This is a genomic window from Paracoccus sp. pheM1 (assembly GCF_018499825.1).
In the GTDB taxonomy this organism is placed as follows: domain Bacteria; phylum Pseudomonadota; class Alphaproteobacteria; order Rhodobacterales; family Rhodobacteraceae; genus Paracoccus; species Paracoccus versutus.
In genome coordinates, this window is sequence record NZ_JAGXCX010000003.1 from 383,236 (window position 1) to 409,979 (window position 26,744).

27 protein-coding genes are annotated in these 26,744 nt (G+C 69.8%); 4 read left to right on the forward strand and 23 right to left on the reverse strand.

Annotation, left to right across the window (positions count from 1 at the left end; translation table 11 throughout):
* Nucleotides 1-36: 36 nt before the first annotated feature.
* The gene (locus tag KF941_RS24575) at nt 37-2,748 is read left to right on the forward strand and encodes a cation-transporting P-type ATPase (RefSeq protein WP_072461192.1); all 2,712 of its coding nucleotides are present in this window, start codon (nt 37-39) and stop codon (nt 2,746-2,748) included.
* Between the two features lie 82 nt (nt 2,749-2,830).
* Entirely contained in the window at nt 2,831-3,118 is a 288-nt protein-coding gene (locus tag KF941_RS24580; RefSeq protein ID WP_011751319.1) for a hypothetical protein, read from the forward strand.
* 21 nt (nt 3,119-3,139) lie between these two features.
* Here the strand turns inward: KF941_RS24580 and KF941_RS24585 are convergent, their stop codons facing one another.
* The 15 genes from KF941_RS24585 to KF941_RS24655 form a co-directional block, all read right to left on the reverse strand.
* Nucleotides 3,140-3,955, reverse strand: coding sequence for an alpha/beta hydrolase (locus KF941_RS24585; RefSeq protein WP_214274859.1), 816 nt, complete (start codon nt 3,953-3,955; stop codon nt 3,140-3,142).
* Nucleotides 3,956-4,645: an ABC transporter ATP-binding protein gene (locus KF941_RS24590; RefSeq protein WP_214274860.1), complete on the reverse strand. Its 690-nt coding sequence runs from the start codon at nt 4,643-4,645 to the stop codon at nt 3,956-3,958.
* Nucleotides 4,642-5,406: an ABC transporter ATP-binding protein gene (locus KF941_RS24595; protein ID WP_036757386.1), complete on the reverse strand. Its 765-nt coding sequence runs from the start codon at nt 5,404-5,406 to the stop codon at nt 4,642-4,644. The genes KF941_RS24590 and KF941_RS24595 overlap by 4 nt, the downstream gene beginning before the upstream one ends.
* Nucleotides 5,399-6,391 carry a branched-chain amino acid ABC transporter permease gene (locus KF941_RS24600; RefSeq protein WP_114535382.1) on the reverse strand — a complete coding sequence of 331 codons (993 nt, stop codon included), beginning with the start codon at nt 6,389-6,391 and terminating at the stop codon, nt 5,399-5,401. Before KF941_RS24600 ends, KF941_RS24595 begins: the two co-directional genes overlap by 8 nt.
* Nucleotides 6,392-6,394: 3 nt before the next feature.
* Nucleotides 6,395-7,306 carry a branched-chain amino acid ABC transporter permease gene (locus KF941_RS24605; RefSeq protein WP_214274861.1) on the reverse strand — a complete coding sequence of 304 codons (912 nt, stop codon included), beginning with the start codon at nt 7,304-7,306 and terminating at the stop codon, nt 6,395-6,397.
* Nucleotides 7,307-7,366: 60 nt separating this feature from the next.
* The gene (locus KF941_RS24610) at nt 7,367-8,512 is read right to left on the reverse strand and encodes an ABC transporter substrate-binding protein (protein ID WP_072461188.1); all 1,146 of its coding nucleotides are present in this window, start codon (nt 8,510-8,512) and stop codon (nt 7,367-7,369) included.
* 99 nt (nt 8,513-8,611) lie between these two features.
* On the reverse strand, nt 8,612-10,252 hold the full coding sequence (locus KF941_RS24615) for an AMP-binding protein (RefSeq protein ID WP_036757380.1): 1,641 nt from the start codon (nt 10,250-10,252) through the stop codon (nt 8,612-8,614).
* Between the two features lie 66 nt (nt 10,253-10,318).
* On the reverse strand, nt 10,319-10,717 hold the full coding sequence (locus tag KF941_RS24620; RefSeq protein WP_208021272.1) for a RidA family protein: 399 nt from the start codon (nt 10,715-10,717) through the stop codon (nt 10,319-10,321).
* Entirely contained in the window at nt 10,707-11,126 is a 420-nt protein-coding gene (locus tag KF941_RS24625) for an acyl-CoA thioesterase (protein WP_036757377.1), read from the reverse strand. Before KF941_RS24625 ends, KF941_RS24620 begins: the two co-directional genes overlap by 11 nt.
* The gene (locus tag KF941_RS24630) at nt 11,126-11,578 is read right to left on the reverse strand and encodes a cupin domain-containing protein (RefSeq protein WP_214274862.1); all 453 of its coding nucleotides are present in this window, start codon (nt 11,576-11,578) and stop codon (nt 11,126-11,128) included. Before KF941_RS24630 ends, KF941_RS24625 begins: the two co-directional genes overlap by 1 nt.
* 14 nt (nt 11,579-11,592) lie before the next feature.
* Nucleotides 11,593-12,729, reverse strand: a complete 1,137-nt coding sequence (locus KF941_RS24635) for an acyl-CoA dehydrogenase (protein ID WP_214274863.1) — start codon at nt 12,727-12,729, stop codon at nt 11,593-11,595.
* A gap of 95 nt (nt 12,730-12,824) precedes the next feature.
* The gene (locus KF941_RS24640; protein WP_140847577.1) at nt 12,825-13,646 is read right to left on the reverse strand and encodes an enoyl-CoA hydratase family protein; all 822 of its coding nucleotides are present in this window, start codon (nt 13,644-13,646) and stop codon (nt 12,825-12,827) included.
* Nucleotides 13,643-14,080: a MarR family transcriptional regulator gene (locus KF941_RS24645; protein WP_036757366.1), complete on the reverse strand. Its 438-nt coding sequence runs from the start codon at nt 14,078-14,080 to the stop codon at nt 13,643-13,645. Before KF941_RS24645 ends, KF941_RS24640 begins: the two co-directional genes overlap by 4 nt.
* Nucleotides 14,077-14,814, reverse strand: coding sequence for an SDR family oxidoreductase (locus KF941_RS24650; protein ID WP_214274864.1), 738 nt, complete (start codon nt 14,812-14,814; stop codon nt 14,077-14,079). Before KF941_RS24650 ends, KF941_RS24645 begins: the two co-directional genes overlap by 4 nt.
* Entirely contained in the window at nt 14,811-17,096 is a 2,286-nt protein-coding gene (locus KF941_RS24655) for a bifunctional salicylyl-CoA 5-hydroxylase/oxidoreductase (protein ID WP_214274865.1), read from the reverse strand. The genes KF941_RS24650 and KF941_RS24655 overlap by 4 nt, the downstream gene beginning before the upstream one ends.
* A 140-nt stretch (nt 17,097-17,236) precedes the next feature.
* Here KF941_RS24655 and KF941_RS24660 point away from each other — a divergent pair, with 140 nt between their 5' ends.
* Complete coding sequence (locus KF941_RS24660; RefSeq protein ID WP_214274866.1) at nt 17,237-18,346, forward strand: 3-hydroxyacyl-CoA dehydrogenase NAD-binding domain-containing protein; 1,110 nt, start codon at nt 17,237-17,239, stop codon at nt 18,344-18,346.
* A gap of 164 nt (nt 18,347-18,510) precedes the next feature.
* Here the strand turns inward: KF941_RS24660 and KF941_RS24665 are convergent, their stop codons facing one another.
* The 8 genes from KF941_RS24665 to KF941_RS24700 form a co-directional block, all read right to left on the reverse strand.
* The gene (locus tag KF941_RS24665) at nt 18,511-19,248 is read right to left on the reverse strand and encodes a fumarylacetoacetate hydrolase family protein (protein ID WP_214274867.1); all 738 of its coding nucleotides are present in this window, start codon (nt 19,246-19,248) and stop codon (nt 18,511-18,513) included.
* A complete protein-coding gene (locus tag KF941_RS24670) occupies nt 19,245-20,180 on the reverse strand; it encodes a sugar kinase (protein ID WP_214274868.1) in 936 nt (311 codons plus the stop codon). The genes KF941_RS24665 and KF941_RS24670 overlap by 4 nt, the downstream gene beginning before the upstream one ends.
* The gene (locus KF941_RS24675; RefSeq protein ID WP_214274869.1) at nt 20,158-21,102 is read right to left on the reverse strand and encodes a 2-hydroxyacid dehydrogenase; all 945 of its coding nucleotides are present in this window, start codon (nt 21,100-21,102) and stop codon (nt 20,158-20,160) included. Before KF941_RS24675 ends, KF941_RS24670 begins: the two co-directional genes overlap by 23 nt.
* Complete coding sequence (locus KF941_RS24680) at nt 21,099-21,833, reverse strand: amino acid ABC transporter ATP-binding protein (protein ID WP_214274870.1); 735 nt, start codon at nt 21,831-21,833, stop codon at nt 21,099-21,101. The genes KF941_RS24675 and KF941_RS24680 overlap by 4 nt, the downstream gene beginning before the upstream one ends.
* Before the next feature lie 52 nt (nt 21,834-21,885).
* Nucleotides 21,886-22,683: a transporter substrate-binding domain-containing protein gene (locus tag KF941_RS24685; RefSeq protein ID WP_036757346.1), complete on the reverse strand. Its 798-nt coding sequence runs from the start codon at nt 22,681-22,683 to the stop codon at nt 21,886-21,888.
* Nucleotides 22,684-22,718: 35 nt separating this feature from the next.
* A complete protein-coding gene (locus KF941_RS24690; protein WP_208021280.1) occupies nt 22,719-23,372 on the reverse strand; it encodes an amino acid ABC transporter permease in 654 nt (217 codons plus the stop codon).
* Nucleotides 23,373-23,376: 4 nt separating this feature from the next.
* The gene (locus tag KF941_RS24695; protein ID WP_036757342.1) at nt 23,377-24,045 is read right to left on the reverse strand and encodes an amino acid ABC transporter permease; all 669 of its coding nucleotides are present in this window, start codon (nt 24,043-24,045) and stop codon (nt 23,377-23,379) included.
* Between the two features lie 67 nt (nt 24,046-24,112).
* On the reverse strand, nt 24,113-25,126 hold the full coding sequence (locus KF941_RS24700; protein ID WP_072461178.1) for a LacI family DNA-binding transcriptional regulator: 1,014 nt from the start codon (nt 25,124-25,126) through the stop codon (nt 24,113-24,115).
* Nucleotides 25,127-26,063: 937 nt separating this feature from the next.
* On the opposite strand from KF941_RS24700, the gene KF941_RS24705 reads away from it, so the two are divergent.
* Nucleotides 26,064-26,744, forward strand: coding sequence for a GntR family transcriptional regulator (locus KF941_RS24705; RefSeq protein ID WP_114535370.1), 681 nt, complete (start codon nt 26,064-26,066; stop codon nt 26,742-26,744).

The following is a 26,744-nucleotide window of genomic DNA, read 5'->3' on the forward strand; positions in this document are numbered from 1 at the left end:
CAGGTCAGGGACAGGTGACTGCCGAAGGAGAGCCCGATGAAGCCAGCCGAGATCGTGCCGGACCCGGTCGCATGGCACGCCCAGAGCGGCGAGGAGGTCTGCGCCGCGCTGGCGACCAGCCTGGACGGGCTTGCCCATGACGAGGCTGCGCGGCGGCTGGACCGCTTCGGCCCGAACGAGCTGCCGCCCGCCGCCCGCATCCATCCGGTGCTGCGCTTCCTGGCGCAGTTCAACAATGCGCTGATCTATTTCCTGCTATCCGCGGCGGTGGCGGCGATTGCGCTGGGACATGTCATCGACGGCGCGGTGATCGTGGTCGTGGTGCTGGTCAACGCCATCGTCGGCTTCATCCAGGAGGGCAAGGCCGAGCGCGCGCTGGACGCGATCCGCGACATGATCGCCCCCCATGCCGTGGTGCTGCGCGAGGGCGAGCGGCACACGCTCGACACCCGCCAGATCGTGCCCGGCGACATCGTGGTGGTCGAGGCCGGCGACAAGGTGCCCGCCGACCTGCGCCTGCTGCGGGCGCGCGGGCTCAGCGCCGACGAGGCGATCCTGACCGGCGAATCGGTGCCGGCGGAAAAGACCGAAGGCCCGGTCGCGCCCGATGCCGCGCTTGGCGACCGCGCGCCGATCCTGCATTCCGGCACGCTGATCACCACCGGACAGGGCATCGGCGTGGCCGTCGCGACCGGCCCGCGGACCGAAATCGGCCGCATTTCCGACATGATCGGCGCGGTGCAAAGCCTGACCACGCCGCTTCTGCGCCAGATCAACGCCTTCGGCACCCGCTTCACCTGGTTCGCCATCGCCACCGCGGCGCTGCTGTTCGCCTTTGCCACGCTGTTCCGGGGCTATGACGCGCTGGATGCGCTGATGGTGGTGGTGGCGCTGGCGGTCGGCGTGGTGCCCGAGGGGTTGCCCGCCGTCATCACCATCACCCTGGCCATCGGCGTGCGCCGCATGGCCGCGCGCAATGCCGTGGTGCGCCGCCTGCCCGCGGTCGAGACGCTGGGCGCGACCTCGGTGATCTGCTCGGACAAGACCGGCACGCTGACCCGCAACGAAATGACCGTGCGCCATCTGGTGACTGCCGCCAGCCTGACCGCGGTCTCGGGCACCGGCTACGCCCCCGAGGGGCGGTTCTCGGACGCGGACGGCGCCGAGCCCCTGCCCGATCCCCAGCGCGACACGCTGATCCGCGCCGGGCTTTTGTGCAACGACGCCCTGCTGGTCGAGCGCGAGGGGCAGTGGGCCGTGCTGGGCGATCCGATGGAAGGCGCGCTGGTCGCCACCGCCGCCAAGGCCGGCCTGCACCCGGAAACCGAACGCGCCGCCTGGAACCGGCTGGACGAGATCCCCTTCGACGCACAGCACCGCTTCATGGCCACGCTGCACGACGACCCGCAGGCCGGCCCCCAAGGCGGGCGGCGCATCTTCGTCAAGGGCGCGCCCGAACGGGTGCTGGCCATGTGCGGGGCGCAGGCGGCGGGCGGCGCGGCCCTGCCGCTCGATGCCGGCTATTGGCAGGAATGCATCGACGCCTGCGCCGAGGGCGGCGAGCGGGTGCTGGGCTTTGCTACCCTTGCCACCGGCCCCGAGGTCGAGCGGCTGGATTTCGCCATGGTCGAAAGCGGGCTGACCTTCCTGGGCCTTGCCGGCTTCATCGACCCGCCGCGCGACGAGGCCATCGCCGCGGTGGCCGAATGCCGCTCGGCCGGGATCGCCATCAAGATGATCACCGGCGACCACAAGGGCACGGCGGCCGCCATCGCCCGCCAGCTCGCCATCGCCGACGACCCCAAGGTGCTGGAGGGCGCGGCGCTGGACGGCATGCCCGACGAAAGGCTGCGCCGGGTGGTCGAGGAGGTCAGCGTCTTTGCCCGCGCCACGCCCGAACACAAGCTGCGCATCGTCAATGCCTTGCAGGCGAACGGCCATATCGTCGCCATGACCGGCGACGGGGTGAACGACGCGCCCGCGGTCAAGCAGGCCGATGTCGGCGTCGCCATGGGCCGCAAGGGCACCGAGGCCGCCAAGGAGGCGGCGCAGATGGTGCTGCTCGACGACAATTTCGCCTCGATCGTCGCCGCCGTGCATGAGGGCCGCACCGTCTACGACAATATCCGCAAGGTGATCGGCTGGACGCTGCCGACCAACGGCGGCGAGGTGCTGTGCGTCATCCTGGCGATCTTCCTGGGCGTCACCCTGCCGATGACGCCGGTGCAGATCCTGTGGATCAACATGATCCTGACCGTCACCCTGGGGCTGGTGCTGGCCTTCGAGCCGTCGGAACCCGACGTGATGGGCCGCCCGCCGCGCCCGCGCGACGCGCCGATCCTGTCGCGCTTCCTGGTCTGGCGCATCGGCTTCGTCTCGGTGCTGTTCATGCTCGGGGCCTTCGGCATATTCGCCTTTGCCCTGAACCGCGGCTATGACGTCGAGGGCGCCCGCACCATGGTGGTCAACACGCTGGTGGTGATGGAGATCTTCTACCTGTTCAACGTGCGCTACCTGCACCGCAGCTCGTTCAGCCTGATCGGCGCCATGGGCACGCCCGCCGTGCTGGGGGCGGTCGCGGTGGTGGTCGGGGCGCAGGTCCTGTTCACCTATGCGCCCTTCATGCACGAGCTGTTCGACAGCGCCCCGGTCGCCTTTGTCGACGGGCTGGTGATCGTGCTGGTCGGGGTGACGCTCATGGCCATTCTGGAGATCGAAAAGACCCTGACGCGCAGATTTTCCCTGTAAAGATGGCGGCCTCGGGTGCCCGGATTGATTTTGTTCCCCATATGTTCTATGTTGGGACCATGATCTGCAAGGGAGATCCGCCATGGATGCCACCACCTTTGCCCTGCCGGCCACGCCGCGCCAGATCGCCTATGCGCGTTCGCTGGCGCTGAGGAACCAAACGCTCCTGCCGTGGGAGGTGCAGCAGGACCGCCGCACGCTCAGCGCCTGGATCGAGGCGCAGGCGCGGATGCGGCCGGCGACGGGGCTGCCGACCTCGAAGCAGGTCGCCTTCGCCGAGCGCATCGCCCGGCTCAAGCGCCGCGCCGTGCCCGACGAATGCTTCCGCGACCGCCAGCTGCTGTCGCGCTGGATCGACAGCAACCGCTGAAACCGGCGCCCCGCGGCCGGATCAGCGCCGCCCGTCCAGCGCCGCCAGCGCCGTCAATTGCACCCCGGCCGGGTCCGCCAGGTCGTCCAGCACCTGGAAATGGTCGCAGCCCGGAACATGCAGCAGCACCGCACGCTCGCCCACCTGCCGGCAGGCCGCGGCATAGTCGTCGGATTGCCGGATCAGTTCCGGCAGTTCCTCGGCCCCGACGGCGACCAGCATGGGTGCGCCGGCGGCGATGTTGCGCTGCGGGCTGCAGGCGGCGATCTCGGCCGCGGTCAGTTGCAGCTTGTCGTTCAGCTGGCCCAGGCCGATCGGCTCCAGGTCGAACAGCCCGCTGATCGCCAGCACCGAGCCGACGGCGGGATGGCCGCGATGCATGGCCGCCAGATGCCCGCCGGCGGAATGCCCGGCAAGGCAAAGCCGCCCGACCCCTTGCGCCGCCAGATGGTCCAGAAGCTGCCCGATCTCGGCCACGATCTGCGTCATGCTGGCCTGCGGCGCCAGCGTGTATTCGGCCAGGATCACGTCATGGCCGCGCGCCAGCGGGCCGGCGGCGCAGAAGGCGAAATCCTCCTTGACGCAGCTTTGCCAATAGCCGCCGTGGATGAAGACGAAGGCCGGCGCATCCGCCCGGCCGCCGGCAAACCAGTCATAGGTCTGGCGCGCGCCGGGGCCATAGCGCCGGTCCCGCCGGCAATCCTGCGCGGCATGGAAAGCCGCGCTGCGCGCGCGGAAATCCCGCATCAGCCCCGGAAAATCCGCGAGCCTGCCGGTGTTGCTATAGGCCCTGTCCAGTTCCTGCCGGTTCATGCCGCGATAGATCGCCGTCGTCATTCACACCCCCAGATAGCGGTCGGTCAGATCGGCAGTCAGATCGGCGATGCCGCCCTGCCAGACCGTCGCGCCGCGTTCCACGATCACCGCGCGGTCGGCGACCGAGGCGATCTCGCTGAGCGACTTGTCCACCAGCAGGATCGACAGCCCCTCGGCTTTCAGCCGCCGCACGCCGGCCCAGATCTCTTGCCGCACGACCGGGGCCAGGCCCTCGGTCGCCTCGTCCAGCACCAGCAGGCGCGGATTGGTCATCAGCGCCCGGCCGATGGCCAGCATCTGCTGCTCGCCCCCCGACAGCGTGCGCGCGACCTGGCCCATGCGTTCCTGCAGGCGGGGAAACAGCGCGCAGACGCGGGCCATGTCCCAGGGGCCGGGGCGGGCGGCGACGGTCAGGTTCTCGGCCACGGTCAGCGGCGCGAAGCAGCGCCGCCCCTCGGGGACCAGCCCGACGCCCAGCCGCGCCACCTTGGGCGCCGTCAGGCCGGCGACATCGCGGCCGGCAAGGCGCAGGCTGCCGCCGGAATGCTGCATCAGCCGGCTGATGCAGCGGATGGTCGTGGTCTTGCCCATGCCGTTGCGGCCCATCAGCGCCACCACCTCGCCCTGGTCCAGGTCCAGCGTGATGCCGAACAGCGCCTGCACCGGGCCGTAACAGGCGGTCACGTCGCGCAGTTCCAGCAGCCGGGTCATGCGTCCTCTCCCAGGTAGGAGCGCCGCACCTCGGGGTTGGCGCGGATCTCGGCGACGCTGCCGGTGGCGATGATGCGGCCATAGACCAGGACCGAGATGCGGTCGGCCAGCGCAAAGACCGCGTCCATGTCATGTTCGACCAGCAGGATCGGCGCCTCGTTGCGCAGCTCCGCCAGGATGGCGGTCAGCTGCCGCCCGCCCTCCAGCCCCATGCCGGCCATCGGCTCGTCCAGCAGGAAGGCGCGCGGGCGCAGGGCCAGCGCCATGGCAATCTCCAGCTTGCGGCGCTCGCCATGCGACAGTGTCGCGGCGGGGACCAGGTGCCGCCCGGCCAGGCCCGCCTGCTCGATATGGAACAGCGCGGGTTCGGTCAGCTTGCGGTCGGCCAGCGCCGGCAGGTGAAAGCGGAACACCGCGCCGCTGGCCCCGGCCACCGCCAGCATGACGTTCTGCAGCACGGTGAAGTCCGGGATCACCGACGAGACCTGGAAGCTGCGCGCCAGCCCCAGCCGCGCCCGCGCCGCCGCGTCCAGCCCGTCGATCACCTGCCCCTCGAAGCGGATGGTGCCGGCGTCGGGCCGGATCTCGCCGACGATCTGCTTGATCAGCGTGGACTTGCCGGCGCCGTTCGGGCCGATCAGGGCGTGAATCTCGCCCGGCCGCAGGTCCAGGCTGACATCGTCGGTCGCCGCCAGCGCGCCGAAGGACTTGCGCAGGCCGCGGATCTCCAGGATGGGTTCGTTCAGCTTGGGTTCAGGCATGGCGGCCCCTTTTCGTGACGATGCCGATCAGCCCGCCCGGCGCGAACAGCACGATGGCCAGCAGCAACAGGCCCAGCAGCGCCTGCCAGTAATCGCTGATGCCGCCCAGCACATGCTCGAGCAGGATGAAGAGCGCAGCGCCCGCGACCGGGCCGCAAAGCCGCCCCACGCCGCCCAGGATGACGAAGACCATGATTTCGCCCGACATGTGCCAGGACAGCATGGCCGGGCTGACGAAGCGGTTGAGGTCGGCATAAAGCGACCCCGCCAGCCCGACGATCATCCCCGACAGCACGAAAGCCGTCAGCCGGATGGCATAGGGGCGGATGCCGACGGCGACGGTGCGCTGGCTGTTCTGCCGCGCCGCCTGCAAGGCCAGGCCGAAACGCGACTGGGTGACGACCGCGGTAAAGACCAGCGCCACCGCCAGCAGCGTCGCGCAGATGGCGAAATACTGGATCGGGGCAAAGGTGTTCAGGCCGGGGAAGCTGTTGCGGACATAGAAGCTCAGCCCGTCCTCGCCGCCATAGCGCGGCCAGCTGATGGCGAAGTAATAGAGCATCTGCGCGAAGGCCAGCGTCACCATGATGAAATAGACGCCCGAGGTGCGCAGGCTGAGCGCGCCGATGACCAGCGCCGCCAGCCCCGCGGCCAGCATGGCCATAGGCCAGATGCCCAGCATCTCGTTGCTGCCCATGACGGTAAAGGGCAGGCTCAGGACGGGCGTGCCCGTGCTGGCATGGCTGGCCAGGATGCCGGTGACATAGCCGCCGATGCCGAAGAAGGCGGCATGGCCGAACGAGATCAGCCCGCCATAGCCGAGCGCCAGGTTCAGCCCCACCCCGGCCAGGCCGAAGATCGCGGCCTTGGTCGCCAGCGTGACGGTAAAGCCGTTGCCGGCCAGATGCGCGCCAAGGGCGGTGGCGACCAGCAGGGCAAAGATCGCCAGGTTGACGGCGGTGTCGCGGTTCAACGTCTGCTGCATCGTTCAGCCCCTCGCCCCGAAAAGTCCCTGCGGCCGCAGGATCAGCACCACGGCCATCAGCACATAGATCAGCACCGAGGCCAGCGAGGCGCCCACGGTATTGGCGCTGGAGGCGTCCCATATCCGCGACAGCAGCCCCGGCAGCAGCGCCTTGCCCAGCGTGTCGGTCATGCCGACCAGCAGCGCGCCGACGAAGGCGCCCTTGATCGAGCCGATGCCGCCGATCACCACCACGACGAAGGCCAGGATCAGCACCGGCTCGCCCATGCCGACCTGCACCGACTGGATGGTGCCGACCAGCGCCCCGGCGAACCCCGCCAGCGCCGCGCCAAGCGCAAAGACGATGGTGTAGAGCCGGGCGATGTCCACCCCCAGCGCGCCGATCATCTCGCGGTCCGCCTCGCCGGCGCGGATACGGATGCCCAGCCGCGTGCGGGTGATGAGCCACCAAAGCCCCAGGGCCACCGCCGCGCCGAAGCCGATGATGACCAGCCGGAACAGCGGGTAATGCAGCCCGCCCGGCAGCACCACCGCCCCCGAAAGCGAGGCCGGCAGCTTGAGGTAAAGCGGGAACGAGCCGAAGAACCAGCGCGTGCCCTCGGAAAACACCAGGATCAGCGCAAAGGTCGCCAGCACCTGATCCAGGTGGTCGCGGGCGTATAGCCGCCGGATCACCGCCATCTCGACCAGCGCGCCCGCCGCGGCGGCGGCCACCAGGCTGGCCGCCAGCCCCAGCCAGAACGAGCCGGTGGCCGCCGCCACCGCCGCGCAGGCAAAGGCCCCGGTCATGTAGAGCGAGCCATGCGCAAGGTTGATCAGCCCCATGACGCCAAAGACCAGGGTCAGCCCGGCCGCCATCAGAAACAGCATCATCCCGTATTGCAGGCCGTTCAGCGCCTGCTCGGCCAGAAGCATCACCGCTTTCTCTCCCGAATTGCCAGGGGGCCGGGCCTCATCGACCCGGCCCGGCAGGGCTTACATCTTGCACTGCTCGGCATAGGCATCGCCATGGTCGGTCATGGCCGGGCCGATGATCTTGTTGGTCAGCACGTCGCCTTCCCTGACCACCTCGCGCACGTAATAGTCCTGGATCGGGTGCTGGTTCGGGCCAAAGCGGAACTTGCCGCGCACGCTGGGGAAATCCGCCTCGGCCAGCGCCGCGCGGAAGGCGTCGGCATCGCCCACGTCAGCCTTGGCGATGGCCGAGAGAAGCAGGTTCGCCGTGTCATAGGCCTGCGCCGCGTAAAGCGAGGGCAGCCGGCCGTATTCGGCCTGGAAGGTTTCGACGAAGGCCGCATTCGCCTCGTTGTCCAGGTCCTTGGACCATTGCGCGGTGTTCTTGACCCCCAGCGCGGCATCGCCCACGGCGGGCAGGATGTCCTGGCTGAAGCTGAAGGCCGGGCCGATCACCGGCTTGCCGACGCCGGATTCGGCATATTGCTTCATGAAGGCGATGCCCATGCCGCCCGGCAGGAAGAAGAACACCGCATCCGCGTCGCTGGCGCGGATCTGGGCGATCTCGCCGGCATAATCGGTCTGGCCGACCTGGGTATAGACCTCGCTGACCACCTCGCCCTTGTAATAGCGCTTGAAGCCCGCCAGCGAATCCTGCCCGGCGGGATAGTTCGGCGCCATGATGAAGACCTTGCCGATGCCGGCATCCGTGGCATGGGCGCCCGCCGCCTCGTGCAGGTTGTCGTTCTGGTAGGAGACCGAGAAATATTTCGGATGGCAGCCCGCCCCGGCCAGCTGCGAGGGCGCGGCATTGGTGGACAGGTAAAACTTGTCCTGCGCCACCGCCGCCGGCACCACGGCCATGGCGAGGTTCGACCAGACGATGCCGGTCAGCACGTCCACCTGGTCGGACTGGATCATCTTGTCGGCGATCTGCACCGCGACATCGGGTTTCTGCTGGTCGTCCTCGATCACCAGCTCGACCGCCTGGCCCGCCTCACCGGCGTTCTTCAGCGCCAGCAGGAAGCCGTCGCGCGTGTCGACGCCCAGCCCGGCCCCGCCGCCCGACAGCGTGGTGATCATGCCGACCTTGACGGGTTCGGCCTGGGCGGCCCCGGCCAGGGCCAAGGCGGCGGTGCCGCAGATCAGCAGCCTTTTCAGTTCCATGACATACTCCCTGTGTGATGCGCGATTGGTCGTCGCATGTTTTTATGATGCGGTCGCGGGCTGCAACGGCTTTCGCGCATCAGCCCGCAACCCCAAGGGTCACGCCCGCCCCTCGAGCAGGCGGAAACGCTGGATCTTGCCGCTTTCGGTCTTGGGCAGCGCTTGGGCGAAAACCACGCGGCGCGGGTATTTGAAGGGCGCGATGACGGATTTGACGTGGTCCTGCAAGCCCTTGGCCATCGCCTCGTCTGCGGCGGCGCCGGGGCGCAGGACGACATGCGCCTCGACGATCTGGCCGCGCGCCTCGTCCGGGGCGCCGACCACGGCGCATTCCAGCACGTCGGGATGGGCAAGCAGCGCCGCCTCGACCTCGGGGCCGGCGATGTTGTAGCCGGCCGAGACGATGATGCCGTCGGTGCGGGCGGCAAAGTGGAAATAGCCCTGCTCGTCCTTCCAGAAACTGTCGCCGGTCAGGTTCCAGCCGTCCTGCACATAGGCGCGCTGCTTGTCGGGGTCGGCCAGATAGCGGCAGCCGACCGGCCCGCGCACCGCCAGCCGCCCGGTCTCGCCCGGCGGCAGTTCGCGCCCGTCCGGGCCGATGATCCTGGCCTCGTAGCCCGCGACCGGGCGGCCGGTGCAGGCCGGGCGGCTGTCACCGAAACGGTTGGTCAGGAAGATGTGCAGCATCTCGGTCGAGCCGATGCCGTCCAGCATCGGCTTGCCGGTCTTGGCCATCCATTCCTCATAGACCGGCGCGGGCAGCGTCTCGCCGGCCGAGACGGCGGCGCGCAGGCTGGACAGGTCCGCACCCTCGTCCATCGCCCGCATCATCACCCGATAGGCGGTCGGCGCGGTAAAGCAGATGGTGGCGCGGTATTTCTGGATGATCTCGACCATGTTCGGCGGCGAGGCGTTCTCCAGCAGCGCCGCCGAGGCGCCGAAGCGCAGCGGAAACACCGCCAGCCCGCCCAGCCCGAAGGTAAAGGCCAGGGGCGGCGAGCCGACGAAGACATCCTCGGGCCGCACCTCCAGCACCTCGCGGGCATAGCCGTCGGCGATGATCAGGATGTCGCGATGGAAATGCATGGTCGCCTTGGGCTCGCCCGTGGTCCCCGAGGTGAACCCCAGCAGCGCCACGTCGTCGCGACCCGTGCGCACCGCCTGGAAGCGCACCGGCTGGGACAGGGCAGCGCGGTCCAGGTCGGCATCGTGGTTCGCCGTGCCGTCGAAGCCGACCACGGTCGTCAGGTGCCGGCTGTCCCTGGCGGCCAGCGCCAGCTCGTCCATCAGCCGCGTGTCGCAAAGCGCGTGGCTGACTTGCGCCTTGTCGATGATCTTGGCCAGCTCGCCCGCGCGCAGCATCGGCATGGTGTTGACCACCACCGCGCCCGCCTTGGTCGCGGCCAGCCAGCAGGCCACCATCGCCGGGTTGTTGGCCGAGCGGATCAGGACCCGGTTGCCGGGCCGCACGCCGTAGCTTTCGACCAGCGCATGGGCGATGCGGTTGGTCCAGTCGGTCAGTTCCTTGTAGCTGCGGATGCGGCCGTTGCCGATCAGCGCGATATGGTCGCCGAAGCCCCGCTCGACCATGCGGTCGGTCAGCTCGACCGCGGCGTTCAGGTATTCGGGATAGTCGAAGCCCTCCAGCAGCAGCTGCGGCCAAAGCTCGGGCGGCGGCAGGTTGTCGCGCGCGAAGCGGTCGACATGCGCCGAGGGTCCAAGCGGCGGATTGCCCGTCATCTTCAATCTCCCTGTTGGGCGGGCCGGCATCTTGTCGTGCCTTGGCCCGCGGATGCCCCGCCCCCGTCAGGCGGGGATCACGGCGGTTGCCTCGATCTCGACCTTGGCGCGGTCCTCGACCAGGGCCACGACCTGCACCAGCGCCATGGCCGGATAGTGCCGGCCGATGATCTCCTTGTAGGCCTGGCCGATGTCCTTGAGCGCGGCCAGGTATTCCCGCTTGTCGGTGACATACCAGGTCAGCCGCACCAGGTGCTCGGGCCGGGCGCCGGCCTCGGCCAGCACGGCGACGACGGATTGCAGCGCCAGGCGCACCTGCCCGGCGAAATCGTCGGTTTCGAACTCCTGCTGCCCGTTCCAGCCGATCATGCCGCCGGTGAACACCATCCGCCCGGTCGCGGCGATGCCGTTGGAATAGCCCGGCGTCGCCTTCCAGTTCCTCGGATGCAGAACCTCATGCACCATCGCTTGCCTCCATGAACGCGATCATCTTGCGGCGGATCGGCTCGGGCCAGGGCGCGGCGCGCCCCTGCGGCGTGACCCAGACCAGGGTCGAGGCGCATTGCAGCCGGACCTGCCCGCCGGCGCTGGCCTGCTGCGCCAGCCGCGCGCTGGAGCGGCCGACATGCTGCACCTCCAGCGCGAATTCCAGCACCTCGCCCAGGCGCGAGGGGGCCTGGAAGCCGGCCTCGATCCGCACGGTCGGGACGGCGCAACCCTCCTCGATGTGGATGCGGGTGAAGGGATAGGCCAGCACCTCGGCAAAGAAGTTCTCGATCACCGAGTTCAGCATCTCGAAATAGCGCGGGTAGAAGACGATCCCCGCCGGGTCGCAATGGTTGAACTCGACCTGGATGCGGCGCAGATAGCGCATCAGTCATTGGCCTCCGGCGGCAGGAAATCGACCTCGTGCCGGGCCGACAGCGCGACGACGGTCGGAATGTCCGTCAGGTCGTGCAGCGCCTCGAACAGCGCGCGCAGGTTGCCGGCGGGCGAGACCCAGAACAGCGCCCGCGCCGGCTTGTCGGACTTGTTGAAATAGCCATGCGGCACGCCGCGCGGCATCCGCACCAGGTCGCCGGCCCTGGCCACCGACCAGACGCCGCCCAGCTTCACATGCAGCTCGCCCTCCTGCACCAGGATGAACTCATCCTGCGTCGGGTGGATATGCACCGGCACGAACTGGCCCGGCTCGCTGTTGGTCTCGAAGGCGAAGCTGCTGCCGCAATCCGCCTTGGGGAGATAGCGCTGGCCGAGGATGTTCCATTCGATGCCCTCGATCCCCTCGCCCTGGCGGGTGATGCCGCCGTCCAGTGCCTTGTCCATGCCGTCCTCCCTGTTCAGCCCAAGATCGCGCGGGCGATCACCACGCGCTGCACGTCGCTGGCGCCCTCGTAGATGCGCAGGGCGCGGATGTCGCGGTAAAGCGCCTCGACCGCGGTGCCGTGGCGCACGCCGTCGCCGCCATGCAGCTGCAGCGCGGCGTCGATCACCTCCTGCGCGGCCTCGGTGGCGTAAAGCTTGGCCATCGCCGCCTCGCGGGTGATGCGGGGGGCGCCCTGGTCCTTGGCCCAGGCGGCGCGATAGACCAGCAGCGCCGCCGCATCCACCTTCAGCGCCATGTCGGCCAGATGGCCCTGCACCAGCTGGTGATCGGCCAAGGTGCCGCCGCCGGCCCGCGGCCTGCGCACCCGCGCCAGGGCCTCGCCCAGCGCGCACCGCGCCATGCCCAGCGCCGCCGCACCGACGGTGGGGCGGAACACGTCCAGCACCGACATGGCGATCTTGAAGCCCTCGCCCGGCCGGCCGATCAGCGCCGCATCGGGCAGCGCCACCCCGTCCAGTTTCAGCCGCGCCAGCGGATGCGGCGCGATCACCTCGATCCGCTCGGCGATGGTCAGCCCGGCGCTGTCCGCCGGCATCAGGAAGGCCGAGAGGCCGCGCGCGCCGGGCGCCTCGCCCGTGCGGGCAAAGACCACGTAGAGGTCGGCAATGCCGCCGTTCGAGATATAGGTCTTTTCGCCCGTTAGCCGCCAGCCGTCCGGGGCGCGCTCGGCCAGCGTCGCCGTGCTGGCCACGTCCGAGCCGGCGCCGGGCTCGGTCAGCGCAAAGGCCGCGATCGCCTGGCCGGTGCGCGTCCGCTCCAGCCAGGCGCGCTGGCCGGGGGTGCCGAACAGCGTCACCGCCCCCATGCCCAGCCCCTGCATGGCAAAGGCGAAATCGGCCAGCGGGTCGTGGCGGGCCAGCGTCTCGCGGATCAGGCACAGGCTGCGCACGTCCAGCGCCTCGCCCTCGCCCGCGCCGCTATGGCGCAGGAAGCCCGCCGCCCCAAGCGCCGCGACCAGCGCCTTGCAGGCGGCATCGACATCGCCGTGATCCACGGGCAGATGCGCCACGCACCAATCCTCCAGCGCCGCCGCCAGCTCGCGGTGGTGCGGCTCGAAGAAGGGCCAGTCCAGAAAGCTGCGATCCGCCATGTCATCCGTCCCTTTCCCTGCGGGGATTTCCAAGGGGCGCGCGCGTCCCTTGGAGCGGGGGTGCGGGGGCGGCAGCCCCCGCCTTCCCCCCTCGATCAGTCGCCCTCGAACACGGGCTTTTCCCTGGCCACGAAGGCGCGATAGGCGCGTTCGAAATCGCGGGTCTGCATGCAGATCGCCTGCGCCTGCGCCTCGGCCTCGATGGCCTGCTCCAGCCCCATGTTCCATTCCTGGTTCAGCTGGGTCTTGGTGATGCCATGGGCAAAGACCGGCCCGGCCGCCAGCCGCCCGGCCAGCGCCTGCGCCGCCTCCTCCAGCGCGCCCGCGTCATGCAGCGCGTTCCAGAAGCCCCAGGCATGGCCTTCCTCGGCGCCCATCACCCGGCCGGTGTAAAGCAGCTCGGCCGCCCGGCCCTGGCCGATGATGCGCGGCAGCATGGCGCAGGCGCCCATGTCGCAGCCGGCCAGCCCGACGCGGGTGAACAGGAAGGCGCATTTCGCCTGCGGCGTCGCCAGCCGCAGGTCCGAGGCCATGGCCAGGATCGCCCCGGCGCCGACGCAGATCCCGTCCACCGCCGCGATCACCGGCTTGCCGCAGCCGATCATCGCCTTGACCAGGTCGCCGGTCATGCGGGTAAAGGCCAGCAGCCCCTTCATGTCCATGCCGACCAGCGGGCCGATGATGTCATGCACATCCCCGCCCGAGCAGAAATTGCCGCCATTCGGGGCCAGCACCACCACATCCACGTCGCTGGCATGGGCCAGCGCGCGAAAGGTGTCGCGCAGCTCGGCATAGCTGTCGAAGGTCAGCGGGTTCTTGCGCTCGGGGCGGTCCAGGCGGATGGTGGCGACGCGGTCCCGCATCTCCCAGATGAAATGCCGCGGCTTCAGCCCGGCCAGTTCGGTCGTTCCGGTCATTTCGCGCCCCCCATGCGTTTCAGGATCTCGGTCAGCAGCTCGATGTCCTCCTCGGTCAGCCCGGCAAAGATGCGGTTCACCTCGGCCTCGTGATCGGCGGCGAAGCCCTCGAAGGCCGCCAGCCCCTCGGGCGTCAGGCTGACGAAGACCGTGCGCCGGTCGGTTTCCGAGGGCACGCGCCGCGCCAGCCCGTCCCTTTCCAGCCGGTCCACCACCGCCGTCGCATTGCCGTTCGAGACCAGCAGCATCCGGCTGAGTTCGCTCATGGTGACGCCCTCGCGCCGGCGATAGAGCGCGGCCATCACGTCGAAGCGCGGCAGCGTCGTGTCATGCCTGACCCTCAGGAATTCGCGCAGCTGCCCCTCGGCCGCGCGGGTGACGCCCAGCAGGCGGATCCACAGCTTCAGCCGGCGCTTGGACAGGGGATCGCTCATGCCTCGCCCCCCGAAATGGCGATGGCCTGGCCGTTGACCCCGTCGGAGCCCGGCCCGCAAAGCCACAGCGCCGCGGCGCTGACCTCGTGCGGCTGGATCAGCCGGCCCTGCGGATTGGTCGCGGTCAGCGCGGCCAGCGCCTGATCCCGGCTCTTGCCGGTCTTGTCCATGATGGTGGCGATGGAACGCGCCGTCATCTCGGTATCCAGGAAACCGGGGCAAAGCGCGTTCACCGTCACCTGCCGCCGCGCCACCTCCAGCGCCAGGCTGCGCACCAGCCCGACCACGCCATGCTTGGCCGCCGCATAGGGCGCGACATAGGCATAGCCGCGAAGGCCCGCGGTCGAGGCCACGGCGATCAGCCGGCCCCAGCCCGGCAGCTGCGCCAGCCCCTCGCGGAAGGTCAGGAAGGTGCCGGTCAGGTTCACCGCCAGCATGGTGTTCCATTGCTCCAGCGTGGTGCGGCCCAGGGGCGCGCTGTCCGCCGCCCCGGCGTTGGCGATGACGATGTCGCAGGGGCCGGCTTCGGCGAACATCGCCTTGACGCCGGCCTCGTCGGTCACGTCGGCCACCAATGCGCGGGCGCCGGTCCGCCCGGCCACCGCCTCCAGCGGCGCCTTGCGGCGGCCGCAGATCACCACATCCGCCCCGGCCCCGGCAAAAGCGCGCGCCAGGTCGGCGCCGGTGCCCGTGCCGCCCCCGGTGATCAGCACCCGTTTGCCTGCGATGGTCATGCCCGGATCGCCTCCTGCGCGCGGCTGCGCAGCCGCAGCGCCTGGTCGCGGCCGGCCAGATAGGGCAAGGGCCAGGCGGCGGCCTCGTCCCCGGCCTCGACGGCGGCATGCAGCGTCCAATAGGGATCGGCCAGGTGTGGCCGCGCCAGGCAGACCAGATCGGCGCGGCCGGCCAGCAGGATGCCGTTCACCTGGTCGGCCTCGGTGATATTGCCGACCGCCATGGTCGCGAGCCCCGCCTCGTTGCGGATGCGGTCGCTGAACGGCGTTTGGAACATCCGGCCATAGACCGGCCGCGCCCCGGTGCTGGTCTGCCCGGCCGAGACGTCGATGATGTCGGCGCCGGCGGCCGCGAACATCCGGGCGATCTCCACCGCCTCCTCGGGCGTCACGCCCTCGTCCCCCACCCAGTCATTGGCCGAGATGCGCACCGACATCGGCTTTTCCGCCGGCCAGGCGGCGCGCATCGCCCGGAACACCTCCAGCGGATAGCGCATGCGGTTTTCCAGGCTGCCGCCGTATTCGTCCTCGCGCCGGTTCGACAGCGGCGAGATGAAGCTGGAGATCAGGTAGCCATGCGCCGCGTGCAGCTCGACCATGTCGAAGCCCGCCCGCGCCGCCATCTGGGTCGCGGCGACGAACTGGTCGCGCACCCGGTCCATGTCGGCGCGGTCCATGGCCCTGGGCACCGCGTTGCCCTCTTGCCACGGGATGGCGCTGGCCGAGATCAGCGGCCAGTTGCCCTCGGCCAGCGGCCGGTCGGCATCCTGCCAGCCCAGCTGGGTCGAGCCCTTGCGGCCGGAATGGCCGATCTGCATGCAGATCCTGGCCCGCGTCTCGGCATGGGTGAAATCGACGATCCGCTTCCAGGCCGCCTCGTGCTCGGGCGCGTAGAGGCCGGGGCAGCCGGGGCTGATCCGCCCCTCGGGCGAAACGCAGGTCATCTCGGTATAGACCAGCCCAGCGCCGCCCTTGGCGCGTTCGGCGTAATGGACGAAATGCCAGTCGGTCGGGCAGCCCTCCACCGCCTTGTATTGCGCCATGGGCGAGACGACGACGCGGTTCTCCAGCACCATGTCGCGCAGGCGGAAGGGCGCGAACATCGGCCGGCGGCCCTTGCGCCCGCCGGCGCGTTCCTGGAACCAGTCCTCGGCCCGGCCCAGCCATTCGGGGTCGCGCAGGCGCAGGTTCTCGTGGCTGATGCGCTGCGAACGGGTCAGCAGCGAATAGGCGAATTGCAGGGGTTCCATGTCCAGGTAGCGCTCGACCTGCTCGAACCATTCCAGGCTGTTGCGGGCGGCCGATTGCAGGCGCAGCACCTCGACGCGGCGCTCTTCCTGATAGCGTTCGAAGGCGCGCTGCATGGTCGGTTCGGAATGCAGGTATTCGGCCAGGGCGATGGCGCTGTCGAAGGCCAGCCGCGAGCCGGAGCCGATCGAGAAATGCCCGGTCGCCGCCGCATCGCCCATCAGCACGACATTCTCGTGATACCAGCGCTCGCAGATCACCCGCGGGAACTGGATCCAGACCGCCGAGCCGCGCAGATGCGCGGCGTTCGACATCAGGTCATGGCCGCCCAGGTGGCGGGCAAAGATGCGGCGGCAGGTCTCGACCGCTTCCTCCTTGGACATGTCGGCAAAGCCCAGCTTTTCCCAGGTCTCGGGCAGGGTCTCGACGATGAAGGTCGCGGTGTCGCCGTCGAACTGGTAGACATGCGCCCAGACCCAGCCATGCTCGGTCCGCTCGAAGATGAAGGTAAAGGCGTCGTCGAATTTCTGATGCGTGCCCAGCCAGATGAACTTGCAGCGGCGGGTGTCGATGTCGGGCTGGAACACCTGCGCATATTCGGCGCGCACCAGCGAATTGATGCCGTCGCAGCCCACCACCAGGTCATAGTCCTTGCGGTATTCCTCGGCCGACTGGAACACGGTCTCGAAACGCAGCTCCACCCCCAGCTCGCGCGCGCGGGCTTGCAGCAGGACCAGCATCTGCTTGCGCCCGATGCCCGCGAAGCCGTGCCCGCCCGAGACGGTGCGCACCCCGTCATGCACCACGGCGATGTCGTCCCAATAGGCGAAATGGCTGCGGATCGCCTCGGTGCTGGCGGGGTCGTTCTGCTGCATCCGCCCCAGCGCGTCGTCCGACAGCACCACGCCCCAGCCGAAAGTGTCGTTGGCCTTGTTGCGCTCCAGTACGGTGATCGGGTGCGAAGGGTCGCGCAGCTTCATCGAGATCGCGAAGTAAAGCCCCGCCGGCCCGCCGCCCATGCACAAGATCTTCATTGCCCGCCTCCCTTGCGCCTTTTCGGCCCGTTGCGTGGACGCTGCCAGCGAATCGGATTCGTTTCAAGTTTAAAATTTCAAGCTTGAAACGATTTTCCCGCGTGGCATGATGGGCCAGGGACAGGGGCGGAGATTCCGACATGACCACCATCGCCGTGATCGGGCTGGGGACGATGGGGCTGGGCATCGCCCAGACCTATGCCGCCGCGGGCCTTGCCGTGCTGGCCACCGATGCCGTGCCGAAGGCGCGCGAGACGGCGCTGGACCGGCTGCGCGCCAGCCTTGCGCCGCGGGTGCGGTCGGGCAAGCTGGCGCAGGCCGACCTGGAGACGCTGCTGGCGCGCATCACCGTGGTCGACGGCCCCGAGGCGATGGGCCGCGCCGATCTGGCCATCGAGGCGGTGGTCGAGCGCATCGAGGTCAAGCGCGCCCTGTTCGCGGCGCTTGAGACGGTGCTGGCCCCCGATGCGGTGCTGGCCAGCAATACCTCGTCGCTGTCGGTGGGTGCCATGGCCGAGGGGCTGGTCCGGCCCGAGCGCCTGCTGGGCCTGCATTTCTTCAACCCGGCGCCGGTGATGAAGCTGGTGGAACTGGTGGCGCATCCCGGCACAGGCGCGGCGGCGCTGGAACGTGCGCGCCGGCTGACCGAGGCGGCGGGCAAGACCGTGATCCCATGCCCCGACCGGCCCGGCTTCATCGTCAACCGCTGCGCGCGGCCGTTCTATGGCGAGGCGCTGGCGCTGCTGGAGGAAGGCCGCACCGCCGCCGAAATCGACGCGGCGATGCTGGCGGCGGGCTACGCCCTGGGCCCCTTCGGGCTGATCGACCTGGTCGGCGCCGACATCAACCTGGCCGCGACCGAAAGCCTGGCGGCGGCGATGCAGGGCCATCCACGCTATCACGTCTTCGAGGCGCTGCGCCGGCAGGTCGCCTCGGGCGATCTGGGGCGCAAGACCGGGCGGGGCTTCCTTTACCCGGAAACGCCCGATCCCGCCCCCGACGATGCCGTCGCCCTGCGCATCGAGGCCACGCTGGTCAACGAGGCCGGCTGGCTCCTGGCCGAGGGCGGCACCACGCCCGACGGCATCGACACGGCGCTGCGGCTGGGCCTGAACTTCCCGCGCGGGCCGTTCCAGATCCTGGCCGCGCGGGGGCGCGAGCAGGTGCTGGACCGGCTGGAACGACTTGCCGCCCAAGCGCCGGTCCATCTGCGCGGCCGTTACCGGCCCGCCCCCATGCTGGCGCGCTGACCTTAGCAGGCCGCTGAAAAAGGTTTTGAGAGGGCGGCGCAGCGGAAATCGTTCCGGATCCAGCTGATATCGGCCCGAAAATGGGGTGTTTTCGGCAAATTTGAGGCGGATTTCCCGGTTCCCCGCCCGCGCTGTCCTGTCGCAAGGACTTTTTCAGCAGCCTGTCAGGCCCCTACGAAACGGGCCGAGACCTCGGCCCCGCCGGCGCGGGCGCGCGCGATCCGGGCGCCGTCCAGCGGCAGGGGGCCGATCCGCGCGCCGGTGATGATGACATCGCCGCGGCAGAGCGGCAGATCCTGCGCCGCCGCGTGGCCGGCCAGCCAGGCCAGGAAATCCGCTGCCTCGGCCAGGCTCGCCACGGCCTCCGGGGCCGCGACCCGGCGCCCGTCCAGCCAGAGTTCGATCCCCAGCGGGCCGGTCATGCCGTCGCGCCAGCCGGGCAGCACATCGCCCAGCACGATCCCGGCCGAGCCGAAACCGTCGGCCATCAGCTCCAGCGGCTGCGCCGCCTTGCGGTCGGCAAGGCGCGGGGCGACCAGTTCGAAGGCCAGCCGGACCTCGGCAATGGCAGCCGCCGCCGCGGAAGGGCCGGCGCCCGCCGGCAGGTCGGCGCCAAGGATCAGAGCGGTCTCGACCTCGATACAGGCATCGGCGGGCAAGGGCAGGCAGGCGCCCGTTCGCACGGTTCCCTGCCCCGGCAGCGCGCCGGCATGGCGGTCGCGCCCGGCCAGCAGCGCCATCTTCCAGGCACCGCCGCCAAGGGCGCGGATCACCGCCCTTTGCACGGCATAGGCCGCGGCGGTATCGGGCGGCGGCGGGGTCAGGCCCGGCAGGCGCGGCGCGCCGCGGTGGACCGCCAGCAGGGCGCGGGCGGCGGCCTCGGGATCGAAAGCGGCGCTCATGTCGCCACCCTCAGGCCCAGATCGGGCATGGCGCTGCGCGGAATGACCGCGCCGGGATGGGCGACGACGACCGCGGCCAGGCGGGCGGCAATGGCCACAGCCGCGGCCGGGGGCAGGCCGGCGTCGCAGGCGGCCAGCCAGCCGGCGTTGAAGCTGTCGCCGGCGCCGGTGGTATCGACCGCCGCAACCATGGGGGGCAGCGGGTGGGACTCGATCCGGTCCTGGCCGGGCGGGCGGCGCAGCACCTCGCCGCCGCCGGTGGTCAGAACGATCTCGGCCCCGCCCAGCCCGGCCAGGGCCGCCATCGCCCCGGCCGGGTCCGGGATGCCGAAGCAGGAGGCCAGGTCGTCCAGCGAGGGCAGGACCAGCGTCGCCAGGGCGGCCGCCCGGCCGATCACCGCGCGCGCCGTGGCGGCATCGGGCCAAAGCGCGGGGCGGTAATTCGTGTCCAGCACGATCCGCCCCCCCGCCGCCTGCCGCCGTTCCAGCGCGGCCAGCAGCCGCTCGCGGCTTTCGGGCAAAAGGATCGCCAGCGTGACGCCGGACAGAAGCACCGTCCCCGCCTCGGCCACGGCGCGCAACGCGGCATCGCCATTGTCGAACATGCGCCGCGCCGGCGCCTGGTCGCGCCAGTAAAGAAAGCTGCGCTCGCCCCGCGCATCGGTCGAGATGAAGCTCAGTCCGGGCCGGCCGCCCGGCTCGGTGCCGCACAGATCGGCAATGCCCTCTTCGGCCAGCACCTCGCGCAGCCAGGCGCTCATCGCGTCGTCGCCCAGCCGCGACAGGTAGCCGACCGAGCCGGCGGGCAAGAGCCGCGCCAGATAGACGGCGCTGTTCAGCGTGTCGCCGCCCGCGCGCCGGTCGAAGGTCGAGGGCGCATCGCGGCGGGCGGTGAACTCGACCAGCGGCTCACCGATGCAAAGGTAGCGCATCCTGGACCTCGTAGGGGGTGGGCAGCGGCCGGCCGGCGAAATGGGCTGCGATATTGTCCAGCACCAGCTGCGCCATCGCGCGCCGCGCCTCGGCCGTGGCCGAGCCGATATGCGGGGTCAGCACGCAATTGGGCGCATCAAGCAGCGCCTGCGGCACGTTCGGCTCATCGTCGAAGACGTCGAGCCCCGCCCCGGCGATGGTGCCCGCATCAAGCGCCTGCGCCAGCGCCCCGGCATCGACCACCGGGCCGCGGGCGACATTGACCAGGATGCCGTCGGGGCCAAGCGCCGCCAGCACCCCGGCATCAACCAGGCCGCGCGTATCCTCGCCCCCGGCGGCGGTGACGAAAAGCAGGTCGCAATCCCGCGCCAGCGCCAGCGCATCGGGGCGGAAACCGTCCGGCGCGCCGGGCTTTTCGCGGCGGGCGGTATAGAGCACGTCCATCCCCATGCCGCGCAGCAGGTCGGCCAGCCGGCGCCCGATGCGACCATAGCCGAGGATCCCGGCGCGGCGCTCGAGCACCGAGCAGCCGAGGCCCAGCTTGCCGCCCGCGGACCACTGGCCGGCACGGACGAAGCGGTCGCCCTCGGCGATGCGGCGGCCGGCGGCCAGCGCCAGGCCAAGCGCCATCTCGGCCACCGCCATCGACAGCACGTCGGGGGTGGTGGTGACGGCGATGCCGCGATGCCGCGCCTGGGCCAGGTCGACGGCATCGACGCCGACGCCGTTCACCGCGACCAGCCGCAGCGCCGGCAGCCGCGCCATCTGCGCCGCCGTGATCCCGACATTGCCGGCGGTCAGCACCACCTCGACATCCGCCGCTGCGCCGATGTCGCGGACCACCTCGTAGTCGGCGGCAAGGCGGTCGGCCATGTCCTGCGGCTTCAGCTCGGCCAGGGCCAGGATGCGGGGGCGGGTCATGCGATCTGGCCCAGGAAGTTCTGCAACCGCTCGTTCCTGGGGTTGCCAAAGAATTCCGCCGGGGCGTTCTCTTCGACGATCACGCCCTTGTCCATGAAGATCACCCGGTCGGCCACGGCGCGGGCGAACTCCATCTCATGGGTGACGCAAAGCATGGTCATCCCCTCGCGCGCGAGGTCGATCATGGTGTCCAGCACCTCCTTGACCATCTCGGGGTCGAGCGCCGAGGTCGGTTCGTCGAACAGCATGATCCGCGGCTTCATGCACAGCGCGCGGGCGATGGCGACGCGCTGCTGCTGGCCGCCGGACAGCTGCGCCGGATACTTGTCGGCCTGTTCGGGGATGCGCACCCGCTCCAGGTATTTGCGCGCCGTCGCCTCGGCCTCGGCGCGCGGGATCTTGCGGGTCTTCATCGGCGCCAGGACGCAGTTCTCCAGCACGGTCATGTGCGGGAACAGGTTGAAGGACTGGAAGACCATGCCGACATCCTGCCGCACCCTGGCGACATTGTCGCCGCCGGCGGTCAGTTCCACCCCGTCGACGACAATCGTGCCGGATTCGATGGGCTCGAGCTGGTTGATGGTGCGGATCAGCGTCGACTTGCCCGAGCCCGAGGGCCCGCAGATGACGATGCGCTCGCCCCGCGACACGGTCAGGTCGATGTCGACCAGGGCGTGATAGGCACCGTAATACTTGTTCACGGCGCGCATGATGATGGCATGTTCGGTCATGTGGCTTTCCCCTGGGATGGCACGCGGCCGGGGCACGGCCGCGCGGCGCGCGTCACTGGGCGTTCCTGACGAAATCGGGCAGCGGCTCGCCCAGCCATTTCTGATGGATCTGGTCCAGCGTGCCGTCGGTTTTCGCCTGGTCCACGAAAGCGTTGATCTGGTCCAGCAACGCATCCGACCCCGGCGCGACGGCAATGCCCTGCACCTGGCTCGACAGGTCGAACTTCTTGTCGAAACGGTCGCCGGCGACGCCCGCGACCTGCGAGAAGACCACGTTCGACAGCCCGATCAGCCTGACCTGGCCCGACATCAGCGCCTGCACCGCGCTGGCGTCGTCGTCGAAGCGGCGGATGTCGGTGCCCTGCGGCGCGACCGCGGTGACGCCGGTGTCCTGGGTCGAGGCGCGGGCGACGGCAAGGGACTGGCCGGCCAGCCCCGCGGCATCGGCCACCTCGAGCCCGCTGTCGCCATAGACGGCGATGCTGATCCCGGCATAGGGTTTGGAGAAATCGACCTTCTCCGCCCGCTCGGCGGTGATGCCCAGCGAGGCGACCAGCACGTCCACCTGCCCCGAAAGCAGATAGGGGATGCGGTTCGGCCCGGTCACCGGCACGATCTGCGCCTGCACGCCCAGGAATTCGCCAAGCGCCTTGGCCACGTCGGCGTCATAGCCGTCGGGCTTGCCCGAGGCGTCCTGGATGCCGAAGGGCGGGAAATCGACCAGCATGCCCACCCGGACGGCGCCGGCATTCTTGATCGCGTCAAGGTCGGCCGCGCTTGCGGGCAGCGCGAGCCCCATGGCCAGCGCGCCGGCGGCCAGGGCGGTAAAGATGCGACGGTTCAGTTTCATGGTTTCCTCCTCCGTGAAATCGTCTGCGCGGGGCTTTAGCGGGTGATCGCCAGCCGCATGCGCGCCTCCATGTGCCGGGCCAGAAGCGACAGCGGCCAGCACAGGACGAAATAGAGCGCGGCCACCGTGCCGAAGACCAGGAACGGCTTGAAGGTCGCGTTGTTGATGATCTGCCCGGCGCGGGTCAGCTCGGTGAAGCCGATGATCGAGGCCAGCGAGGTGCCCTTGATCAACTGCACCAGGAAGCCCACGGTCGGCGCGGTCGCCAGCCGCATCGCCTGCGGCAGCACGACATGGCGCATCCGGTCCCGGTAGGACAGCGACAGCGCCACCGCCGCCTCGGTCTGGCCCGGCGGCACCGCCTCGATCGCGCCGCGCCAGATCTCGCCCAGGTAGGCGCTGGCATGCAGCGTCAGCGCGACGGCCGCGGCCAGCAGCGGGTCGATGGGCAGGCCAAGGACGGCAAGGCCGAAATAGACCAGGAACAGCTGCATCAGCAGCGGCGTGCCCTGGAACACCTGGATGAAGCCCGCCGCGATCCGGCGCCGCAGCCGGCCCTGGGCGGTCCGCGCCAGCGCGACGGCCAGCCCGCCGATGGCGCCGCCAAGGAAGGCGATGACGGACAGGATCAGCGTCCAGCGGACGGCCGAGACGATGAACAGGATGTCGGCAGAGGAAAATTCGCGGATCATCTCAGCGGCTCGCAGGATAGGTGAAGAAGGCGCGGCGGATGGCGGCGAACAGGGTCGAGAACCCCAGCGCCAGCACGAAATACAGGATCGTCAGCACCAGGTAGATCTCGAAGCTGGCGAAGGTGCGGGCGTTCAGGTCCGCCCCAGCCGAGGCAAGGTCGTTGGCCGAGATGACCGAGACCACGCTGGAGGTCAGCATCAGGTAGATGAACTGGCTGGTCAGCGACGGGTAGATGTTGCGCAGCGCCGGGACCATGACGACATAGCGAAAGATCTGGGCGGGGCTGAGGCCCAGCGCCCGCCCGGCCTCGATCTGGCCGCGGGGGATCGATTCGATGCCGGCGCGGATGATCTCGGTGCCGTAGGCGCCCACATTGACCACCAGCGCCACCAGCGCGGCGGTGTTCGGCGACAGGCTGATGCCGGCGGCGGGCAGGCCGAAGAAGATGAAGAAGATCTGCACCAGGAACGGCGTGTTGCGGATCACCTCGACATAGACATCGACCAGCCAGCGCAGGGGCCGGATGCCCGAGGTCTTGGCCACCGCGCCCAGGACCGAGACGACCAGCCCCAGCACCATGGCCATCAGCGACAGCCGCACCGTCAGCCAGGCGCCGTAAAGCAGCAGGTCGAGATTGCCGAAAACCGGCTGGAAGTTGAACTGATACATCTGCCCTCCCCTGCTGATGCGTCGATTCCTGCAATTTAGAACGATCTAAAACGAATGAATGCAAAAGTCAACCCGCCTCGGGCCCGCTGCTTTCCCGGATCACCAGCCGCGGCGCCAGGATCGCGCGCTCGGGCGGCGCATCGGGGTCGGCCAGCCGCCGGGCCAACAGGCGCGCGGCGGCGACGCCGATGCCGGCGGGGTCCATGGCGACGCTGGTCAGCGGCGGATAGGTCAGCTCGGCCAGCGGCAGATCGTCCAGGCCGACCACGCCCAGGTCGCGCCCAGGTTCCAGCCCGGCGCGGCGCAGGCCCAGCATCAGCCCGGCGGCAAGGACGTCGTTGAAGCACAGCACCGCCTCGGGCCGGCTTTGCAATGCCAGCACCTCGGCGGCCGAGCGCGCGGCGCCCTCCCAGGTCAGGTCGGCCTCGACGATGCCGGCATCCTCGGCGCCGGTCTCGGCCAGGGCGCGGGCAAAGCCGGCCAGCCGCTCCTCGCGCGCCGAGGTGCGGGCGCCGACCGACAGGAAGGCGATGCGGCGGCGGCCCAGCCGCACCAGGTGCTGCACGGCCAGCCGCACGCCCTCGATATAGTCGGCGCCGGCGTAGTCGGTGGCCCCGCGGTCGATCTCGCGCAGCGACTGCACCATGGGCAGACCCCAGCGGCGCATGCGCGCCGGCAGGTCGGGCGGCGTCCCCGCCGCCGGGCACAGGATCACGCCGTCGACGCCATGGCCGCGAAAGCGTTGCAGGATGTCGTCCTGGCGCCGCGGATCGTCCTGGCTGTTGGCCAGAAGCACGACCCGGTCGTCCTCGCCCATCACCCGCTCGACGCCGGCCAGGAACTCGGTGAAGAACGAGTTCACCAGGTTCGGCACGATCACCCCCACGGTGCGGCTGCTGTTGTTGCGCAGCCGCGCGGCGCCGATGTCGCGGACATAGTCCAGCTCGGCCATGACCTGCTCGACCTTCTCGCGGGTATGGTCGGCGACCAGGGGCGATTTGCGCACCACCAGCGACACGGTGGCCCGCGATACCCCGGCCATTCGCGCGACCTCGTCCAGCGTGACCCGTTTGCGCTGCATGCCGATCCCCCCTTCATGACGTCCCCTCATGGCTTTCGTGCCGGCGGGCGGGATGTCAAGCCCGCAGCGGATCGTCCCTTGTCGCGGGCCTTGCCCCAGGCCCGGCCGGCGCAGGGAATGGCCTTGCAAGATCGGGCGCTCGGCAAGCTGGTCCTGCCGGAAGCGCCGCTCGCATCGCCGAATGTCTGGACAGTTCCGCAAGGGTCGGCGCGCCGAGCACCCCGCCCGCAGCTGCGCCCCGGATAAGGCCGGCTCCGCCTGCCAGGCACTGATCCCGCCGGGCCAGTCACCAGCTGCATTCCCGCCTGAACCGACGTCACGCCAGACCCATCCCTGCGCGGCGCAGGCATCTGCATGTCTTCCCGAAGGATTTTCCCATGACTGGGCCTCTTGCCGCCCTGCTGGGCTCAGCCGCCGCCCTTGCCCTGCCCGCCAGCCTCGCACCAACTGCCGCTCATGCCGTTCGCACGGCCAGAAGCCCAGGATGCGATCTTTTTAGGAAGCTCGCTTTTTGCCGCAGGGTGCCGCGAAGCGCGCGCCAGATCGCGGGTCGCCAGACCCGGTTCGGGCGGACGGCCAGGATCGGGAGCCGCATCGTCTTCGCCATGGCCGATCATTGTGCCGGTCGGCGCAGAGGTCGCCTCGCCATCGGCAGAAGGGCCCGCTCTGTGGCCATACCCATTGCCAGGCCCAGGGTCAGCCGCACCGTCTCGCTTCCCTACCCTTGCGAAGCCCGGACGGAGACCAGCGTCCTGCTCAGAGGGCTGGCCGAGACCGGCAAGGGATAAGCAAGCGGGCAGCGGGGGAAATCCGGTCGCCACATGGCGGACGGATGATCTAGCATGAAGGGGGCGAGAACGGCTTCAGCAGCTCGCCGCGCTGTTTTCTATTTACTAGTATGCAAGTATGCAATACATCCGGGCGAGGGAGAAGAATCATGTCCATGCAGCCGAATATCGACTTCACGCTTTCGACCGCGCCGCAGGTCTATGACTGGCTGCGCGACGCGATCCTGCGCGGCGAACTGCCGCCCGGCACGCGGCTGAGCGAGACCGAGATCGCCAACCAGGTCGGCGTCAGCCGCCAGCCGGTGCGCGAGGCCTTCATCCGCCTGACCGCGGACGGGCTGGCCGAGGTCCGGCCCCAGCGCGGCACCTATATCCGCCGCATCTCGGTCTCGGCGGTGCTGTCGGCGCGGCTGATCCGCGAGGCCGTCGAAAGCGACCTGATCCGCATGCTGGCCGAACAGGCCGACGACAGGCTGCTCGCCCGCCTTGACCAGGAGATCGAGGAGCAGAGCGTCGCCGTCGCCCGCAACGATGCCGAAACCTTCGTGCGGCTGGACGACCGCTTCCACCGCCTGCTGGCCGTGGCCGCCGGGCAAGAGGCGGTCTGGGAGGTGCTGGAAGGGCTGAAATCGCAGATGAACCGCCTGCGCTACATCACCGCGCGCACCTTCGACATCCAGAAGCTGATCGGCCAGCACGCCGAGATCGTGGAGGGCCTGCGCAACCACGACCCCGGCCTGGCCGAAGCGGCCATGCGCCGCCACCTGCGCGAATTGCTCAACGACCTGCCCGAGATCTCGCGCGCACGCCCCGAACTTTTCATACCCTGA

Bases quoted from the DNA above. Each gene is read 5' to 3' on its own strand.
- KF941_RS24575 (WP_072461192.1), top strand. From the start codon at position 37: ATGAAGCCAGCCGAGATCGTGCCGGACCCGGTCGCATGGCACGCCCAG.
- KF941_RS24580 (WP_011751319.1), top strand. From the start codon at position 2,831: ATGGATGCCACCACCTTTGCCCTGCCGGCCACGCCGCGCCAGATCGCC.
- KF941_RS24585 (WP_214274859.1), bottom strand. From the start codon at position 3,955: ATGACGACGGCGATCTATCGCGGCATGAACCGGCAGGAACTGGACAGG.
- KF941_RS24590 (WP_214274860.1), bottom strand. From the start codon at position 4,645: ATGACCCGGCTGCTGGAACTGCGCGACGTGACCGCCTGTTACGGCCCG.
- KF941_RS24595 (WP_036757386.1), bottom strand. From the start codon at position 5,406: ATGCCTGAACCCAAGCTGAACGAACCCATCCTGGAGATCCGCGGCCTG.
- KF941_RS24600 (WP_114535382.1), bottom strand. From the start codon at position 6,391: ATGCAGCAGACGTTGAACCGCGACACCGCCGTCAACCTGGCGATCTTT.
- KF941_RS24605 (WP_214274861.1), bottom strand. From the start codon at position 7,306: ATGCTTCTGGCCGAGCAGGCGCTGAACGGCCTGCAATACGGGATGATG.
- KF941_RS24610 (WP_072461188.1), bottom strand. From the start codon at position 8,512: ATGGAACTGAAAAGGCTGCTGATCTGCGGCACCGCCGCCTTGGCCCTG.
- KF941_RS24615 (WP_036757380.1), bottom strand. From the start codon at position 10,252: ATGACGGGCAATCCGCCGCTTGGACCCTCGGCGCATGTCGACCGCTTC.
- KF941_RS24620 (WP_208021272.1), bottom strand. From the start codon at position 10,717: ATGGTGCATGAGGTTCTGCATCCGAGGAACTGGAAGGCGACGCCGGGC.
- KF941_RS24625 (WP_036757377.1), bottom strand. From the start codon at position 11,126: ATGCGCTATCTGCGCCGCATCCAGGTCGAGTTCAACCATTGCGACCCG.
- KF941_RS24630 (WP_214274862.1), bottom strand. From the start codon at position 11,578: ATGGACAAGGCACTGGACGGCGGCATCACCCGCCAGGGCGAGGGGATC.
- KF941_RS24635 (WP_214274863.1), bottom strand. From the start codon at position 12,729: ATGGCGGATCGCAGCTTTCTGGACTGGCCCTTCTTCGAGCCGCACCAC.
- KF941_RS24640 (WP_140847577.1), bottom strand. From the start codon at position 13,646: ATGACCGGAACGACCGAACTGGCCGGGCTGAAGCCGCGGCATTTCATC.
- KF941_RS24645 (WP_036757366.1), bottom strand. From the start codon at position 14,080: ATGAGCGATCCCCTGTCCAAGCGCCGGCTGAAGCTGTGGATCCGCCTG.
- KF941_RS24650 (WP_214274864.1), bottom strand. From the start codon at position 14,814: ATGACCATCGCAGGCAAACGGGTGCTGATCACCGGGGGCGGCACGGGC.
- KF941_RS24655 (WP_214274865.1), bottom strand. From the start codon at position 17,096: ATGAAGATCTTGTGCATGGGCGGCGGGCCGGCGGGGCTTTACTTCGCG.
- KF941_RS24660 (WP_214274866.1), top strand. From the start codon at position 17,237: ATGACCACCATCGCCGTGATCGGGCTGGGGACGATGGGGCTGGGCATC.
- KF941_RS24665 (WP_214274867.1), bottom strand. From the start codon at position 19,248: ATGAGCGCCGCTTTCGATCCCGAGGCCGCCGCCCGCGCCCTGCTGGCG.
- KF941_RS24670 (WP_214274868.1), bottom strand. From the start codon at position 20,180: ATGCGCTACCTTTGCATCGGTGAGCCGCTGGTCGAGTTCACCGCCCGC.
- KF941_RS24675 (WP_214274869.1), bottom strand. From the start codon at position 21,102: ATGACCCGCCCCCGCATCCTGGCCCTGGCCGAGCTGAAGCCGCAGGAC.
- KF941_RS24680 (WP_214274870.1), bottom strand. From the start codon at position 21,833: ATGACCGAACATGCCATCATCATGCGCGCCGTGAACAAGTATTACGGT.
- KF941_RS24685 (WP_036757346.1), bottom strand. From the start codon at position 22,683: ATGAAACTGAACCGTCGCATCTTTACCGCCCTGGCCGCCGGCGCGCTG.
- KF941_RS24695 (WP_036757342.1), bottom strand. From the start codon at position 24,045: ATGTATCAGTTCAACTTCCAGCCGGTTTTCGGCAATCTCGACCTGCTG.
- KF941_RS24700 (WP_072461178.1), bottom strand. From the start codon at position 25,126: ATGCAGCGCAAACGGGTCACGCTGGACGAGGTCGCGCGAATGGCCGGG.
- KF941_RS24705 (WP_114535370.1), top strand. From the start codon at position 26,064: ATGTCCATGCAGCCGAATATCGACTTCACGCTTTCGACCGCGCCGCAG.